16 protein-coding genes are annotated in these 14,764 nt (G+C 52.5%); 11 read left to right on the top strand and 5 right to left on the bottom strand.

Annotation, left to right across the window (positions count from 1 at the left end; translation table 11 throughout):
- Positions 1-24 precede the first annotated feature (24 nt).
- A complete protein-coding gene (locus tag BZK41_RS14880) occupies positions 25-768 on the top strand; it encodes an SDR family oxidoreductase (RefSeq protein WP_079938635.1) in 744 nt (247 codons plus the stop codon).
- A 93-nt stretch (positions 769-861) separates the two neighbouring features.
- On the opposite strand, the gene bglA is transcribed toward BZK41_RS14880, so the two are convergent.
- A complete protein-coding gene (gene bglA / locus BZK41_RS14875; RefSeq protein WP_079938634.1) occupies positions 862-2,295 on the bottom strand; it encodes a 6-phospho-beta-glucosidase BglA in 1,434 nt (477 codons plus the stop codon).
- A 120-nt stretch (positions 2,296-2,415) separates the two neighbouring features.
- The gene (locus tag BZK41_RS14870; RefSeq protein WP_079938691.1) at positions 2,416-3,144 is read right to left on the bottom strand and encodes a MurR/RpiR family transcriptional regulator; all 729 of its coding nucleotides are present in this window, start codon (positions 3,142-3,144) and stop codon (positions 2,416-2,418) included.
- 52 nt (positions 3,145-3,196) lie between these two features.
- Here BZK41_RS14870 and yqfB point away from each other — a divergent pair, with 52 nt between their 5' ends.
- Together yqfB and BZK41_RS14860 are read left to right on the top strand one after the other, a co-directional pair.
- Positions 3,197-3,508 (top strand): N(4)-acetylcytidine aminohydrolase, encoded by a 312-nt coding sequence (gene yqfB, locus BZK41_RS14865; RefSeq protein WP_079938632.1) that lies wholly within the window; start codon positions 3,197-3,199, stop codon positions 3,506-3,508.
- Between the two features lie 163 nt (positions 3,509-3,671).
- Complete coding sequence (locus tag BZK41_RS14860; RefSeq protein WP_003825509.1) at positions 3,672-4,325, top strand: hemolysin III family protein; 654 nt, start codon at positions 3,672-3,674, stop codon at positions 4,323-4,325.
- A 140-nt stretch (positions 4,326-4,465) separates the two neighbouring features.
- On the opposite strand, the gene ygfZ is transcribed toward BZK41_RS14860, so the two are convergent.
- On the bottom strand, positions 4,466-5,449 hold the full coding sequence (gene ygfZ / locus BZK41_RS14855) for a tRNA-modifying protein YgfZ (RefSeq protein WP_079938631.1): 984 nt from the start codon (positions 5,447-5,449) through the stop codon (positions 4,466-4,468).
- 256 nt (positions 5,450-5,705) lie between these two features.
- Between ygfZ and sdhE the strand changes: the two genes are divergently transcribed.
- Positions 5,706-5,972, top strand: a complete 267-nt coding sequence (gene sdhE, locus BZK41_RS14845) for an FAD assembly factor SdhE (protein ID WP_003026938.1) — start codon at positions 5,706-5,708, stop codon at positions 5,970-5,972.
- Positions 5,953-6,360, top strand: a complete 408-nt coding sequence (locus BZK41_RS14840) for a protein YgfX (protein WP_003825515.1) — start codon at positions 5,953-5,955, stop codon at positions 6,358-6,360. Before sdhE ends, BZK41_RS14840 begins: the two co-directional genes overlap by 20 nt.
- A 101-nt stretch (positions 6,361-6,461) precedes the next feature.
- On the opposite strand, the gene fldB is transcribed toward BZK41_RS14840, so the two are convergent.
- Complete coding sequence (gene fldB / locus BZK41_RS14835; protein WP_003026933.1) at positions 6,462-6,983, bottom strand: flavodoxin FldB; 522 nt, start codon at positions 6,981-6,983, stop codon at positions 6,462-6,464.
- Positions 6,984-7,096: 113 nt separating this feature from the next.
- On the opposite strand from fldB, the gene xerD reads away from it, so the two are divergent.
- The 5 genes from xerD (at position 7,097) to lysS (ending at position 13,186) form a co-directional block, all read left to right on the top strand.
- Complete coding sequence (gene xerD / locus BZK41_RS14830; RefSeq protein ID WP_003825519.1) at positions 7,097-7,993, top strand: site-specific tyrosine recombinase XerD; 897 nt, start codon at positions 7,097-7,099, stop codon at positions 7,991-7,993.
- 23 nt (positions 7,994-8,016) lie between these two features.
- Positions 8,017-8,730, top strand: a complete 714-nt coding sequence (dsbC, locus tag BZK41_RS14825) for a bifunctional protein-disulfide isomerase/oxidoreductase DsbC (RefSeq protein WP_079938630.1) — start codon at positions 8,017-8,019, stop codon at positions 8,728-8,730.
- Between the two features lie 5 nt (positions 8,731-8,735).
- Positions 8,736-10,469, top strand: coding sequence for a single-stranded-DNA-specific exonuclease RecJ (gene recJ, locus BZK41_RS14820; protein WP_079938629.1), 1,734 nt, complete (start codon positions 8,736-8,738; stop codon positions 10,467-10,469).
- A gap of 91 nt (positions 10,470-10,560) precedes the next feature.
- A protein-coding gene (gene prfB / locus BZK41_RS14815) for a peptide chain release factor 2 (RefSeq protein ID WP_096878465.1) occupies positions 10,561-11,659 on the top strand; the annotation gives its coding sequence in 2 pieces (ribosomal slippage) (positions 10,561-10,635 and positions 10,637-11,659; 1,098 coding nt in all).
- A 9-nt stretch (positions 11,660-11,668) separates the two neighbouring features.
- On the top strand, positions 11,669-13,186 hold the full coding sequence (lysS, locus tag BZK41_RS14810; protein WP_003026911.1) for a lysine--tRNA ligase: 1,518 nt from the start codon (positions 11,669-11,671) through the stop codon (positions 13,184-13,186).
- A gap of 77 nt (positions 13,187-13,263) precedes the next feature.
- Here the strand turns inward: lysS and idi are convergent, their stop codons facing one another.
- Positions 13,264-13,818 carry an isopentenyl-diphosphate Delta-isomerase gene (idi, locus tag BZK41_RS14805; RefSeq protein WP_079938628.1) on the bottom strand — a complete coding sequence of 185 codons (555 nt, stop codon included), beginning with the start codon at positions 13,816-13,818 and terminating at the stop codon, positions 13,264-13,266.
- A 166-nt stretch (positions 13,819-13,984) separates the two neighbouring features.
- Between idi and actS the strand changes: the two genes are divergently transcribed.
- A complete protein-coding gene (gene actS / locus BZK41_RS14800) occupies positions 13,985-14,743 on the top strand; it encodes an amidase activator ActS (RefSeq protein ID WP_003026902.1) in 759 nt (252 codons plus the stop codon).
- Positions 14,744-14,764: the final 21 nt, after the last annotated feature.

The raw sequence follows: 14,764 nt of genomic DNA, 5'->3' as shown, positions 1-14,764 counted from the left end.
GCTTTTTCATATCTGGAGGTATCCATGGGAATCGCACTGGTTACTGGTGGCAGTCGCGGCATCGGGCGGGCAACCGCGCTGCAGTTAGCGCAAGAGGGTTACACGGTCGCGGTTAACTTTCATCACAATATCCGTGCGGCAACGGAGGTGGTGAATACCATTGCCGCTGCCGGGGGAAAGGCATTTGCTCTACGGGCTGATATCAGTGATGAAAGCCAGGTTATGGCGATGTTTGAATCCATTGACCGCGAAGGTGAACCACTGTCTGCGTTAGTGAATAATGCCGGGATTTTGTTTGAACAAAGCACGGTAGAAAGCCTAACTGCCGATCGAATTAACCGTGTGCTGGCGACCAATGTTACCGGCTATTTTCTGTGTTGTCGGGAAGCGGTTAAGCGCATGTCGTTTAAGCACGGAGGGCAAGGCGGGGCGATTGTGAATGTCTCTTCGGCGGCATCGCGGCTTGGTGCGCCATTCGAATATGTTGATTACGCGGCCTCAAAAGGCGCTGTAGACACGCTCACCACCGGCCTTGCGTTGGAGGTTGCGGCGCAAGGGATCCGCGTAAACTGCGTGCGACCTGGTCTTATCTACACTGAAATGCACGCATCCGGCGGCGAGCCGGGAAGGGTCGATCGCGTGAAATCGATGTTGCCTATGCAGCGCGGCGGACAGCCGGAGGAGGTCGCGCAGGCGATTACCTGGCTGCTGAGCGAGAAGGCGTCCTACGTAACGGGAAGCTTTCTGGAACTGGCTGGCGGGAAGTAGGATTTAATCGCCGGATGGCGCTACGCTTATCCGGCCTACGGGAATTTAATCTGTAGGCTGGATAAGGCGTTTAAGCCGCCATCCGGCAAAAAATCAAAGTTTCTCGCCGTTGCTGGCGATTACCTCTTTGTACCAGTTAAAACTTTTCTTGCGCGAGCGCGACATATCGCCGGTGCCGTCGTCGTGTTTGTTCACGTAGATAAAGCCGTAGCGTTTGCTGTACTGACCGGTGGTGAACGAAACGCAGTCGATGCACCCCCACGGCGTGTAGCCCATCAGATCTACGCCATCATAAGTTACCGCTTTCATCATCTCTTCAACGTGGGCGCGCAGATAGTCGATGCGATAGTCGTCGTTGATGCTGCCGTCTTCTTCCACTTTGTCGTAGGCACCAAATCCGTTTTCAACGATAAACAGCGGCTTCTGATAGCGCTCGTACAGTTCGCATAAGGCGTAACGCAGGCCGACCGGATCAATCTGCCAGCCCCAGTCGGAGGCTTTTACGTGTGGGTTCGGTACGCTGCCCTCAAAACCAGAAATGGCATCGCCGCTGCCGCCTTCCGCTTTTACTGCGTTGGTCATGTAGTAACTGAATCCGAGATAGTCACAAGTGCCTTCACGCAGGATTTGCTCATCGCCGGCTTCCATTCGGATGTTGAATTCGCGGCGTTCCCACTCGTTTAGTACATAGCTTGGGTAGTAGCCGCGCAGTTGAACGTCGGTGAAAACGTAGCGCTCACGCATCGATTCCTGCGCGAACATTACATCTTCAGGCTTACAGGAGAACGGGTACAGTGGCACCATCGCCAGCATGCAGCCGACTTTCATTTCCGGGTTGATGCGGCGTGCGGCTTTCACTGCCAGAGCACTGGCCACGAACTGGTGATGCAGCACCTGGTACATGGTTTCTTCTGGGTTTTCATGCTCGGTATACACCACGCCGGAGCAGCAATAACCAAACAGCGGTGCGCGCCAGTTGCGCTGGTTGTTGATCTCATTAAAGGTCATCCAGTATTTGACCTTGTGCTTGTAGCGCTCAAAAACGACTTCAGCAAATCGGACAAAGAAATCGACGACTTTACGATTTGTCCAGCTACCGTACTGTTGAACCAGGTGCAGCGGCATTTCAAAGTGGGAAAGGGTGATGACCGGTTCGATGTTGTACTTCAGCAGTTCATCGAACATGTCGTCGTAGAACTTTAGCCCTTCTTCATTCGGCTGGGTTTCGTCCCCTTTGGGGAAGATACGGGTCCAGGCGATTGAGGTACGGAAGCATTTGAAGCCCATCTCGGCAAACAGCTTGATGTCTTCTTTGTAATGACCGTAAAAATCGACAGCTTCATGGTTGGGGTAGTACTTACCGGGCTCAACTTCCTGAGTGATTTCTCGCGGAACGCCGTGTGCCCCTCCGGTCAGTACGTCGCAAATGCTGGGGCCTTTGCCACCTTTGTTCCAGCCGCCTTCAACCTGGTGCGCCGCAACCGCGCCGCCCCATAAAAAATCTTTTGGTAAGGTAAGTTTTTTCATCTGCGCTCAGTCTCAAATTAATACAATCTGATTTTGAGTCTAACAAAGGAAAGATAAATGTCACGATATAACAAAATAGCGCTAATGTGATTTGTTACATCCAAAAAACAGATTGTTTTTTTACGCTATTCTTTTCGCCAACTTGCGGCCGAGTGATTCCAGAATATAAATAACAGGGATCTGCGTGGTTATATCGTATACCCCGGCAATGCGCGTCTGTGGAACGTGCCAGGAGAGATTAAAGTCAGCCAATTTGGCCAGACGCGAATGTTCATGACTGGTGACAGACAGGACCTTACAGTTATGCAGGCTGAACTGGCTGGCAAAGCGCAGGATCTCTTCTGTTTCACCGGAAACGGAAAGCACGATCGCCAGCGCGTTTCTGGCCATATCATTCGTTACTGGGAAATAAGGGTCATCAATGTGATTACTGAATTTTCCGACGTTTGAGAAAAAACGTGCACCATATTTTGCTAAGGCTCCGGATGTTCCCGCTCCAACGAATATAATACGCTCAGAAGATAATATAATATCAACAGCCCGATCGAGCAGATTATCGAACTCATCGTTATTAACGCCTTTAAAGAAGCTGATAATTTCGCTGGCACCGAAATTAGCCTGTTGCGGTTCATTCTGCTCTAAATATAATTTGAAGCGCACGCGAAATTCTGAGTAACCTTCACACTTAAGCTTGCGGCAAAAGCGCAGTACGGTGGTAGTGGAAACACCCACGGCATCGGCCAGTTCGCGAATGGTCATGTACATGACTTTGTCACGGTTTTTGATGACATAGTTATAGACCAGCATCTCAAGATTGTTGAGACTGGCGATGGCAGCGTGGGAGAACATACTCACAATGGCAAAACTCACTCATCAGACTTCATCTACAGGGAATAATAACATGCAGCCAAATGACATCACTTTTTTTCAGCGTTTCCAGGATGACATACTGGCCGGACGCAAGACCATCACCATTCGTGACGAGTCCGAATCACACTTTAAAGCCGGGGACATTTTACGGGTTGGGCGCTTCGAAGATGACGGTTACTTCTGCACGATTGAGGTTGTTGCCACCTCAACCGTCACGCTGGATACGCTGACGGATAAACATGCCCAGCAGGAAAACATGACGCTTGAAGAACTTAAACATGTGATTGCCGAGATTTACCCGAATCAGACGCAATTTTATGTGATTGATTTTAAATGTCTTTGATTTTAATGGTACGCATGTTAGCTGAAATTTAAAAACTAACACCATGATTTTTATTGATAAATATTTATCTGGTAATTATTTTAGCTAACAGGTGTTCACTGGAACCATTCTCAGTTACGCTAGAGGAGCAATCACGATAGTGTTCGTTTCTCGGGAGTAAGTTATGGTTCAGAAGCCATTAATCGCGCAGGGATATTCGCTGGCAGAGGAAATAGCCAACAGCATCAGTCACGGTATCGGGCTGGTGTTTGGGATTGTCGGACTGGTGTTATTGCTGGTCCAGGCAGTGGATACCAATGCCAGCGCTATGGCGATCACCAGCTATAGCCTGTACGGCGGCAGCATGATCCTGCTGTTCCTCGCCTCAACTTTGTATCACGCGATCCCCCATCAGAGAGCGAAAGTCTGGCTGAAAAAATTCGACCACTGTGCGATTTATCTGCTGATTGCCGGGACCTATACGCCATTTCTGCTGGTGGGGCTTGATTCGCCGCTGGCACGTGGGCTGATGATTGTTATCTGGAGCCTGGCGCTGATCGGTATTTTATTCAAACTAACCATTGCGCACCGGTTTAAGGTTCTGTCACTGGTAACCTACCTGACGATGGGCTGGCTTTCGCTGATTGTTGTGTATCAACTGGCGGTTAAGTTGGCGGCGGGAGGCGTGACGTTGCTGGCTGTTGGCGGTGTGGTGTATTCGCTGGGCGTAATTTTCTACGTCTGTAAGCGTATTCCTTACAACCATGCGATCTGGCACGGCTTTGTGCTGGGCGGCAGCGTTTGCCACTTCCTGGCGATCTATCTGTATGTGGGATAACACGCATAGATTCAGTGTAATCCCTGGGGCGGCGTAAACGCCTCGCCCGGGCTGTATTTTGTAGACCGGACAAGGCAACGCCGCAATCCGGCGACTTGTGCCGAATTGCGAGATGGCGCTGCGCTTATCAGGCCTACTAATTACTCTTCTTCTAACGAATATGGCAGCGGTACGATATGCAGCGTTTTTGCGTCGTCACGAACGCGGAACACGCTGTCGGCCTCCATGTCGTTATTCATCACAACCTGCACCAGTACCTGACCATCGGCCAGTTGTACTGCGGCAAGTACGGTACCGGTACGACGCCAGTTCTCGCCCATTTTTAATTCAAGGTCTTCGCCAGCTTCCGGTACTCGACCGGCGGCGCCCGCTAAAGTCCACATGGCGCGTTTATTGGCTCCACGGAATTTTGCACGAGCAACCATTTCCTGACCGGTGTAGCAGCCTTTTTTAAAGCTGATCCCGCCCAGAGCCTGCAGATTGGTAGCCTGTGGAATAAACTGTGCACTGTTGGCTGTATCAATAACGGGGATACCCGCTTCGATATCCAGCGCCAGCCACTGCTGGCTGTTATTTAACTCAGCTTCGCCACGCAGCTTTTCAACCAAGGTTTCTGCTGTGGTGGCATCAACGATCAGCAGAAAACGTTCGGCAGGGTGTTCGAACCACAATACCGTGGAGGCACCTTCGGTAATGACCTGCTTATCACTGTTCGGTAATTCGCTAAAGAGATTGGCCAGCGCCGCGCGTGCCTGGAATCCCGCTACGCCCAGCAGGACGCGCTCGTCGTCTGGGGCGATCACCACCTTCGAGAAGACCGCGTATTTTTTCAGTTCGGTAAGCTGCGCATCGCGCAGGCTACGGCGCTCAAGCCATGCAAAACCGTCGCCGTGGCGGAACAGGCGCAGGTTGCTCCACATTTTACCTTTGGCATCACAATGAGCTGCAAGAACGTGCTGATGCTCGGCCATCTGGCTGACATCCGCCGTGACCTGACCCTGAATATACTTCTCACTGTCGACACCGGTGATGGTGGCGAGCGCCCAGTCATCGAGCGTCATTAGCGTCAGAGGTAAACGCGTTGACGCAAAAGGCTGGCGAGGAGGAAAAGATGTAAAAGCCATAATAATGTCCTGATTTGCTTAACGCTGTGATAATGACTAATGGTAAAAGAGCTATGGCCCATTGCAAGCGGTTTAAACAGGCTATTTGTGCCATATATTGCGCTTTGCGAGGAGACATCCAAAAATGGTGAATCCTTTGGCTTAATAAGGTTTTATTTAGCGAGCGAGCTTCAGTTTACTGATATTCCCGTAAAAGAGCGGGAAAAACACGTTACAATAGCGGGATACTTCGTTTTCGCGAGACAGGGAGAAGAACATGGATATTAACAACAAAGCACGTATTCATTGGGCATGCCGCCGCGGTATGCGCGAGCTGGACATCTCGATCATGCCGTTTTTCGAACATGAATATGACAGCTTAAGTGACGAAGAAAAACGTATCTTTATCCGTCTGCTAGAATGTGATGATCCAGATTTATTTAACTGGTTGATGAATCATGGGAAACCAGCTGATGCAGAGCTGGAGCAGATGGTGCGACTTATCCAGACACGGAATCGGGAACGTGGTCCAGTGGCAATCTGATTTACGCGTATCATGGCGCGCGCAGTGGCTTTCACTGCTAATTCATGGACTGGTCGCGGTGTTTATTTTATTGATGCCCTGGCCATTGAGCTACACCCCATTATGGCTGGTTTTGCTCTCTCTGGTGGTGTTCGATAGCGTTCGCAGTCAGCGTCGAATCAACGCCTGTCAGGGTGAGATTCGGCTGTTGATGGATGGCCGTCTGCGCTGGCAAGGGCAAGAGTGGTCTATCGTTAGCGCCCCCTGGATGGTTAAAACTGGCATGATGCTGCGTTTGCGTTCTGATGCCGGAAAACGTCAACATTTGTGGCTGGCAGCAGACAGTATGGATGATGCAGAGTGGCGGGATTTACGGCGGTTGATGCTGCAAAAGGCGAAGCAAGGGTAACGCATGACACATGCCTTATGGCGTGCAGCTTGAAGGCCTACAGTTAGGTGCATCATACAGGCCGGATAAGGCATTTACACCGTCATCCGGCAAACCGGTTATCAGGACCAGTGCTCGGCCATTTCCCCAAGAATTTGCTCGCACCAGGCCTGAATGCGTTCATCGCTGAGATCGTACTGGTTCGTCTCATCCAGCGCCAGGCCAACAAACAGTTGTCCATCAGCAATGACGGGTTTATCGCTGGTGAATTCGTAGCCTTCGGTGGGCCAGTAGCCGACAAACTTTACACCTTTGGTGATCAGTTTATCGTGCAGCATACCCAGCGCATCCAGGAACCATTCGCCGTATCCCAACTGATCGCCCATACCGTAAAGCGCGACAATCTTGCCTTCCAGGTTGAGGTCGTCCAGTTGCTCCCAGACCGCTTCCCAGTCCTCCTGAATTTCACCGAAATCCCAGGTTGGAATACCCAAAATGAGCACGTCATACTGCTCCATTAGAGTCGGGGAATCGTCTTTGAGGTTGTGTAGTGTCACCAGTTCGGGACCCAGGATATCGCGGATTTTCTCTGCTGCCATTTCGGTGTAGCAGGTGCTGGAACCGTAAAAAAGACCCATGTTCATGACGTAAACATCTCAATTCTGCTGTAGCGTTGCGGGTAGTGTAACAGAATCGCCGCATTCTCGGCACAATGAGGCATAATGCATCAAAAATGAGAGTGGAATAAGGGGCGCGAGTGGAACAGGATCTGGCGCGCATCGAGCAGTTTCTTGATGCCCTGTGGCTGGAACGAAATCTGGCGGAAAACACATTAAGTGCGTATCGTCGCGATTTGACCATGCTTGTGGAATGGTTACATCACCGCGGCGCTTCGCTTGCGACCGCGCAAAGTGATGATCTGCAAGCCCTGCTGGCTGAGCGGATGGATGGGGGTTATAAAGCCACCAGTTCCGCACGTTTGCTCAGTGCGACGCGACGTTTTTTTCAGCATCTGTATCGCGAAAAATATCGCGAAGATGACCCCAGCGCCTCGCTTGCATCACCTAAACTTCCGCAGCGCCTGCCTAAAGATCTCAGCGAAGCGCAGGTTGAGCGGCTGCTACAAGCGCCGCTTATTGAGCAACCGCTGGAGCTACGCGACAAAGCCATGCTGGAAGTGCTGTATGCAACGGGCCTGCGCGTGTCTGAACTGGTAGGGCTGACGATGAGTGACGTCAGCCTGCGTCAGGGCGTGGTACGGGTGATTGGTAAAGGTAACAAAGAGCGCCTTGTTCCGTTGGGTGAGGAGGCAGTGTACTGGCTGGAGACATACCTGGAGCATGGGCGTCCATGGTTGCTCAACGGCGTATCGATTGATGTGCTGTTTCCCAGTCAGCGGGCGCAACAGATGACCCGTCAGACCTTTTGGCATCGTATCAAACACTATGCTGTGTTGGCGGGAATCGACAGCGAAAAGCTGTCACCGCATGTCCTGCGGCACGCGTTTGCCACGCATCTGCTCAACCATGGCGCAGACCTGCGCGTGGTGCAGATGCTACTGGGGCATAGCGATCTCTCGACAACGCAAATTTATACTCATGTCGCAACGGAGCGCTTGCGGCAACTACATCAACAGCATCACCCGCGAGCGTGAGTGCTGACAGGATAGGATAGGCTATGAAAAAACGTTTTATGATGTTCACCCTGCTGGCGACGGCGTTTTCCGGCATGGTACATGCAGACGACGCGGCAATTCGCCAGTCATTAACAAAGCTGGGTGTGCAGAGCACCGAGATTCAACCAGCTCCGGTTGCGGGCATGAAAACCGTACTGACCAATAGCGGCGTGCTGTACGTTACCGAAGATGGTAAACATATTATTCAGGGACCGATGTACGACGTGAGCGGCGCAAGTCCGGTAAATGTCACCAACCAGTTGCTAATGAAGCATCTGAACGCGCTGGAAAAAGAGATGATCATCTACAAAGCGCCGCAGGAAAAACACGTCATTACCGTTTTCACCGACATCACTTGTGGTTACTGCCACAAGCTGCATGAAGAGATGAAAGATTACAATGCGTTGGGGATCACCGTACGTTATCTTGCCTTCCCACGTCAGGGGCTGGACAGCCAGGCTGAGCAGGACATGAAGTCTATCTGGTGTGCGAAGGACAAAAACAAAGCCTTTGACGACGCGATGACTGGCAAGGACGTAAAACCGGCGACCTGTGATGTGGATATCGCTAACCACTATGCGCTGGGCGTACAGTTTGGCGTCAGCGGTACACCGGCGATTGTGCTGAGCAATGGCTATGTCGTACCTGGTTATCAGGGCCCGAAAGAGATGAAAGAATTCCTCGACGCACATGCAAAACAGACCAGCGGTAAATAATTCGCGTGAAACAACAGATACAACTTCGTCGGCGTGAAGCCGACGAGACCGTCGAGCTACCTGCAGACTTGCCGCCACTGCTGCGCCGTTTATACGCCAGTCGCGGCGTGCGTAGCGCGCAGGAACTTGAGCGTAGCGTGAAAGGAATGCTGCCGTGGCAGCATTTAAACGGTGTCGAAAAGGCGGTTGAGATCCTCTACAACGCCTTTCGTGCGGGAACTCGCATCATCGTTGTCGGCGATTTCGATGCTGACGGCGCGACCAGCACGGCACTAAGCATCCTGGCGATGCGCGCGTTGGGCTGCAGTAACGTTGACTACCTGGTGCCCAATCGTTTTGAAGACGGCTATGGCTTAAGCCCGGAAGTCGTTGATCAGGCCCATGCCCGGGGCGCGCAGCTGATTGTCACAGTAGACAACGGCATCTCGTCTCACGCGGGTGTCGAACATGCCAGAACGTTGGGGATTCCGGTCGTTGTGACCGATCACCACCTGCCAGGGGATACGCTGCCGGGTGCTGAAGCGATCATCAATCCTAACCTGCACGACTGTGAGTTTCCGTCGAAATCGCTGGCAGGCGTTGGTGTAGCCTTCTATCTGATGCTGGCGCTGCGTACTTTCCTGCGTGATAAAGGCTGGTTTGATGAACGAGGCATTGCTCCACCGAACCTGGCGGATTTGCTCGATCTGGTTGCACTTGGCACGGTGGCTGACGTGGTTCCGCTGGATGCCAACAACCGCATTCTGACGTGGCAAGGCTTAAGCCGTATCCGCGCCGGAAAGTGTCGCCCTGGTATTAAAGCGCTGCTGGAGATTTCCAATCGCGACCCCCTCAAATTGGCTGCCAGTGATTTAGGTTTTGCCCTGGGACCAAGGTTGAATGCGGCGGGGCGTCTGGACGATATGTCCGTTGGCGTAGCGCTGTTGCTGTGCGACAACATTGGTGAAGCGCGCGTGCTGGCCAATGAGCTGGACGCACTCAACCAGACGCGCAAAGAGATCGAGCAGGGTATGCAGGCCGAAGCACTGACCCTGTGTGAAAAGCTGGAGCGCAGTAGCGATACGCTACCGGGCGGTCTGGCGATGTATCATCCCGAGTGGCACCAGGGCGTGGTGGGGATTCTGGCATCGCGTATTAAAGAGCGCTTCCATCGCCCGGTGATAGCGTTTGCCCCGGCAGGTGACGGTACGCTAAAAGGCTCCGGACGTTCGATTCAGGGGCTGCACATGCGCGATGCGCTGGAGCGCCTGGACACCCTTCATCCGGGCATGATCCTCAAGTTTGGCGGTCACGCCATGGCGGCGGGGTTATCGCTTGAAGAGGCGCAGTTTGAGCGTTTCCAGCAGCGTTTTGGCGAACTGGTAACCGAGTGGCTGGATCCCGCCTTACTGCAAGGTGAAGTGGTGTCGGATGGCCCACTGAGCGCAGCGGAGATGACCATGGAGGTCGCACAAATGCTGCGCGATGCCGGACCGTGGGGGCAAATGTTCCCGGAACCGCTGTTTGACGGGCATTTCCGTTTGCTGCAGCAGCGTCTGGTCGGTGAGCGTCATCTGAAGGTAATGGTCGAGCCTGTAGGCGGTGGTCCACTGCTGGACGGCATTGCGTTTAACGTCGATACCACCTGCTGGCCGGACAACGGCGTGCGCGAAGTTCAACTTGCCTACAAACTGGATATTAATGAGTTTCGCGGCAACCGTAGTTTGCAGATTATAATCGACAATATCTGGCCACTTTAGCGTCACTAATCGCTATAAAAAAGGGCGTGGATTAGTTACAATCCCGCTCTTATCACCGCATTTTGACTAGTCCAATAAAAGAAATCAGACAATGTTTGAAATTAATCCGGTAAATAACCGCATTCAGGACCTCACGGAGCGCTCTGACGTTCTTAGGGGGTATCTTTGACTATGATGCCAAGAAAGAGCGTCTGGAAGAAGTAAACGCCGAGCTGGAACAGCCGGACGTATGGAACGAACCCGAACGCGCGCAGGCGCTGGGTAAAGAGCGTTCTTCTCTTGAGGCCATCGTCGATACGCTCGATCAGATGAGTCAGGGCCTGGAAGATGTCTCCGGCCTGCTGGAGCTGGCTGTAGAAGCCGACGACGAAGAAACCTTTAACGAAGCCGTAGCAGAACTCGATACGCTGGAAGATAAGCTGGCCCAGCTGGAATTCCGTCGTATGTTCTCCGGTGAATATGACAGCGCAGATTGCTATCTCGATATTCAGGCTGGTTCTGGCGGTACAGAAGCGCAGGACTGGGCAAGCATGCTGATGCGTATGTATCTGCGTTGGGCTGAAGCGCGCGGCTTTAAGACTGAAATTATTGAAGAATCTGAAGGTGAAGTGGCGGGTATTAAATCCGTGACCATCAGAATTGCTGGCGAATATGCATACGGTTGGCTGCGTACTGAAACCGGCGTACACCGTCTGGTTCGTAAGAGTCCGTTTGACTCCGGCGGACGTCGCCATACGTCGTTCAGTTCTGCGTTTGTTTATCCGGAAGTTGATGATGATATTGATATCGATATCAACCCGGCGGACCTGCGTATTGACGTTTACCGTGCCTCCGGTGCGGGTGGTCAGCACGTTAACCGTACGGAATCTGCGGTGCGTATTACCCACATCCCGACAGGGATTGTGACGCAGTGTCAGAACGACCGTTCCCAGCACAAGAACAAAGACCAGGCCATGAAGCAGATGAAAGCGAAGCTTTATGAACTGGAAATGCAGAAGAAGAATGCCGAGAAACAGGCGATGGAAGACACCAAGTCAGATATCGGCTGGGGTAGCCAGATTCGTTCTTATGTCCTTGATGACTCCCGCATCAAAGATCTGCGTACCGGGGTTGAAACCCGTAACACGCAGGCGGTGCTGGATGGCAGCCTGGATCAATTTATCGAAGCAAGTTTGAAAGCAGGGTTATGAGGAACCAACATGTCTGAACAACACGTACAGGGCGCTGACGCGGTAGCCGACCTTAACAATGAACTGAAAACGCGCCGTGAGAAGCTGGCGAGCCTGCGTGAGCAGGGGATCCCGTTCCCGAACGATTTCCGTCGCGATCATACCTCAGACCAACTGCATGCTGACTTCGACGCAAAAGAAAACGAAGAGCTGGAAGCGCTGAACATTGAGGTATCCGTTGCTGGCCGTATGATGACCCGTCGTATTATGGGTAAAGCATCATTCGTTACGCTGCAGGACGTTGGCGGCCGTATTCAGCTGTACGTAGCTCGCGACGACCTGCCGGAAGGCGTCTACAACGAGCAGTTCAAGAAATGGGATCTGGGCGATATCCTCGGCGCGAAAGGTAAGTTGTTCAAGACCAAGACCGGTGAGTTGTCTATCCACTGCACCGAACTGCGTCTGCTGACCAAAGCGCTGCGTCCGCTGCCGGACAAATTCCACGGTCTGCAGGATCAGGAAGCGCGCTATCGTCAACGTTACCTGGATCTCATCTCTAACGATGAATCCCGCAATACCTTTAAAGTGCGTTCACAGATTATGGCTGGCATCCGTCAGTTCATGGTTGCTCGTGGTTTTATGGAAGTAGAAACCCCGATGATGCAGGTGATCCCAGGCGGTGCGGCAGCGCGTCCGTTTATCACTCATCATAACGCGCTGGATCTGGACATGTACCTGCGTATCGCGCCGGAACTGTACCTCAAGCGTCTGGTGGTTGGCGGCTTCGAACGCGTATTCGAAATTAACCGTAACTTCCGTAACGAAGGCATCTCTGTTCGCCATAACCCAGAGTTCACCATGATGGAACTCTACATGGCTTATGCGGATTACAAAGATCTGATCGAACTGACCGAATCACTGTTCCGTACGCTGGCGCAGAACGTTCTGGGAACGACTGAAGTGCCTTACGGTGAAGAAGTCTTCGACTTCGGTAAGCCGTTCGAAAAACTGACCATGCGTGAAGCGATTCAGAAATACCGTCCGGAAACCAACATGGCCGATCTGGATAACTTCGACTCTGCAAAAGCGATTGCTGAATCTATCGGCATCAAAGTTGAGAAGAGCTGGGGTCTGGGTCGTATCGTGACCGAGATCTTTGAAGAAGTTGCTGAAGCGCACCTGATTCAACCGACCTTCATTACCGAGTACCCGGCAGAAGTTTCTCCGCTGGCGCGTCGTAATGACGAAAACCCGGAAATCACCGATCGCTTCGAATTCTTCATCGGCGGACGTGAAATCGGTAACGGTTTCAGCGAGCTGAACGATGCAGAAGATCAGGCTCAGCGTTTCCAGGATCAGGTTAACGCCAAAGATGCGGGTGATGACGAAGCAATGTTCTACGACGAAGACTACGTTACCGCTCTGGAACACGGTCTGCCGCCGACTGCGGGTTTGGGCATTGGTATTGACCGTATGGTTATGCTGTTCACCAACAGCCACACCATCCGCGACGTGATCCTGTTCCCGGCGATGCGCCCGGTTAAGTAAGATGTAAAATGCCGGATGGCGGCTGACGCCTTATCCGGCCTACGATTCGTTATGTAGGCCAGACAAGCGTATCGCCATCAGGCAATTATTTGTTGGCAGTAATTCCGCAACAGCGCACGCGCTTCTTTGTCTGCAACCTGCATTACCATCCACGGGCTAAAAGCCCACGGCGCCGCGTCAATCCCGCTTAAGACATCCTCAAGATTGCTCCACTGGCAATCCATCACTTCATCTGGGTTTAGCTGTAGCTCACTGACGATATGTGCGGCATAAACCGGGCATACTTCGTTTTCCACAATTCCACTTGGGTCCGTGGCGCGATAACGAAAGTCAGCGTATACGGGGCTGAGTGCGTCAATGTCTGCACCCAGTTCGAAGCGAGCCCGGCGGACAATAGCGGCTTCGTTGGTTTCACCCAACTGCGGGTGACCGCAGACAGAGTTGGTCCAGACGCCTGGCCAGGCTTTTTTGTGCAGCGAGCGGCGGGTGACCAGCAGTTGGCCCTGCTCGTTAAATATCCAGCACGAGAAAGCGGAATGAAGGGGTGTTGTGGCGGTATGCGCCGCATACTTTTCCAGCGTTCCGCAGGGTTGGTCCTGCTCATTCAATAAAATGACATGTTCCTGTCGCATAGCGTCCACCATCAATCTTAAGCACCCATATTATATGCTTAATTAAGTCAGATTAATTAACAGAGGGTGTGAAATGCCAGAGCAGACGGTTCGTTGCGCGATATGATTTGGCATCCGGTTTCTGGCTGCTATGATAAAGCGTCTGAAAATGTTGCGAGGTATTGTTTTGAGTGCAGGACGCCTGAAGAAAAATGGCCTGGGTATCGTGATGTTGCTGTGTGTCGGTCTGCTGTTAGCAGGGTGTTCCGGGAGCAAATCGTCTGATACAGGAAGTTATTCCGGCTCCGTGTATACCGTGAAGCGGGGAGATACGCTATACCGTATTTCGCGCGCTACCGGGACCAGCGTGAAAGAGATTGCCCGCCTGAATAATATTTCACCGCCCTATACCATTGAAGTTGGGCAAAAGCTGAAGGTCAGCGGCGGCGCGAAAACCAGTTCTGGATCTGGCAAAACAACCAAGAAATCCTCAACCAAAACGGCGGCGGTCAGACCATCTTCTTCTGTGCCGCAGTCGTCCTGGCCGCCAGTAGGGCAACGTTGCTGGCAGTGGCCTGCCAGCGGTAAGGTGATCCTGCCTTATTCAACCGCGGACGGCGGCAATAAGGGCATTGATATCTCTGCTGCGCGCGGCACACCGATTTATGCCGCCGGCGCCGGGAAGGTGGTTTACGTCGGTAATCAGCTGCGGGGCTATGGTAATCTCATCATGATTAAGCACAGTGAGGACTACATCACTGCGTATGCGCATAATGACACCATGCTGGTGAACAACGGTCAAAACGTGAAGGCCGGTCAGAAGATCGCGACGATGGGCAGCTCGGATGCGACTACGGTGCGCCTGCATTTCCAAATCCGCTACCGGGCGACGGCTATCGATCCGCTGCGTTATTTGCCGCCACAGGGGAGTAAGCCAAAATGCTGACGGTGAATTAATCGCCAGTCA

The organism is Citrobacter sp. A316 (assembly GCF_002042945.1).
Taxonomy (GTDB): Bacteria; Pseudomonadota; Gammaproteobacteria; order Enterobacterales; family Enterobacteriaceae; genus Citrobacter; species Citrobacter portucalensis.
The sequence above is the reverse complement of the archived record's forward strand: the minus strand, read 5'-3'. Positions and strand labels throughout refer to the sequence as shown.

What these genes read in the sequence shown, in the direction of transcription:
- dsbC (WP_079938630.1), top strand. Translation starts at nt 8,017, where the DNA reads ATGAAAAAACGTTTTATGATGTTCACCCTGCTGGCGACGGCGTTTTCC.
- yqfB (WP_079938632.1), top strand. Translation starts at nt 3,197, where the DNA reads ATGCAGCCAAATGACATCACTTTTTTTCAGCGTTTCCAGGATGACATA.
- idi (WP_079938628.1), bottom strand. Translation starts at nt 13,818, where the DNA reads ATGCGACAGGAACATGTCATTTTATTGAATGAGCAGGACCAACCCTGC.
- BZK41_RS14880 (WP_079938635.1), top strand. Translation starts at nt 25, where the DNA reads ATGGGAATCGCACTGGTTACTGGTGGCAGTCGCGGCATCGGGCGGGCA.
- lysS (WP_003026911.1), top strand. Translation starts at nt 11,669, where the DNA reads ATGTCTGAACAACACGTACAGGGCGCTGACGCGGTAGCCGACCTTAAC.
- fldB (WP_003026933.1), bottom strand. Translation starts at nt 6,983, where the DNA reads ATGAACATGGGTCTTTTTTACGGTTCCAGCACCTGCTACACCGAAATG.
- bglA (WP_079938634.1), bottom strand. Translation starts at nt 2,295, where the DNA reads ATGAAAAAACTTACCTTACCAAAAGATTTTTTATGGGGCGGCGCGGTT.
- sdhE (WP_003026938.1), top strand. Translation starts at nt 5,706, where the DNA reads ATGGATATTAACAACAAAGCACGTATTCATTGGGCATGCCGCCGCGGT.
- BZK41_RS14870 (WP_079938691.1), bottom strand. Translation starts at nt 3,144, where the DNA reads ATGTTCTCCCACGCTGCCATCGCCAGTCTCAACAATCTTGAGATGCTG.
- ygfZ (WP_079938631.1), bottom strand. Translation starts at nt 5,449, where the DNA reads ATGGCTTTTACATCTTTTCCTCCTCGCCAGCCTTTTGCGTCAACGCGT.
- BZK41_RS14860 (WP_003825509.1), top strand. Translation starts at nt 3,672, where the DNA reads ATGGTTCAGAAGCCATTAATCGCGCAGGGATATTCGCTGGCAGAGGAA.